General features: G+C 57.9%; 1 protein-coding gene. It reads right to left on the reverse strand.

Going from position 1 to position 247, the window contains the following annotated elements:
- Positions 1 to 247, reverse strand: a 247-nt coding sequence (locus ACR9ZK_RS22965) for an esterase-like activity of phytase family protein (RefSeq protein WP_481344225.1), incomplete at both ends; no start/stop codon positions are given.

Consider the following 247-nt stretch of genomic DNA (forward strand, 5'->3'; position numbering starts at 1 on the left):
GTCCGTGCCATCCTTCGCCTTGCCGAAAGTAATGCCTTCGATATTGTCGGGTGCCAGGCCCAGCGCGCGCAGATCCATGATCTGTACCTTGCGCACAGGCACGATCCGCTGATCGGTCTTAGCAAGGGAAGGGATGTTCGAAACATCGTTCGCACCATCGAGATCGAACATGTTGATCACGACCGAATTGCCGACACCTTGCGCATAGCCGCGCTCGATCGACAGGAGGTGGCGATCGTCAAGCGCC

This window comes from Monashia sp. HAY1-5C (assembly GCF_056755255.1).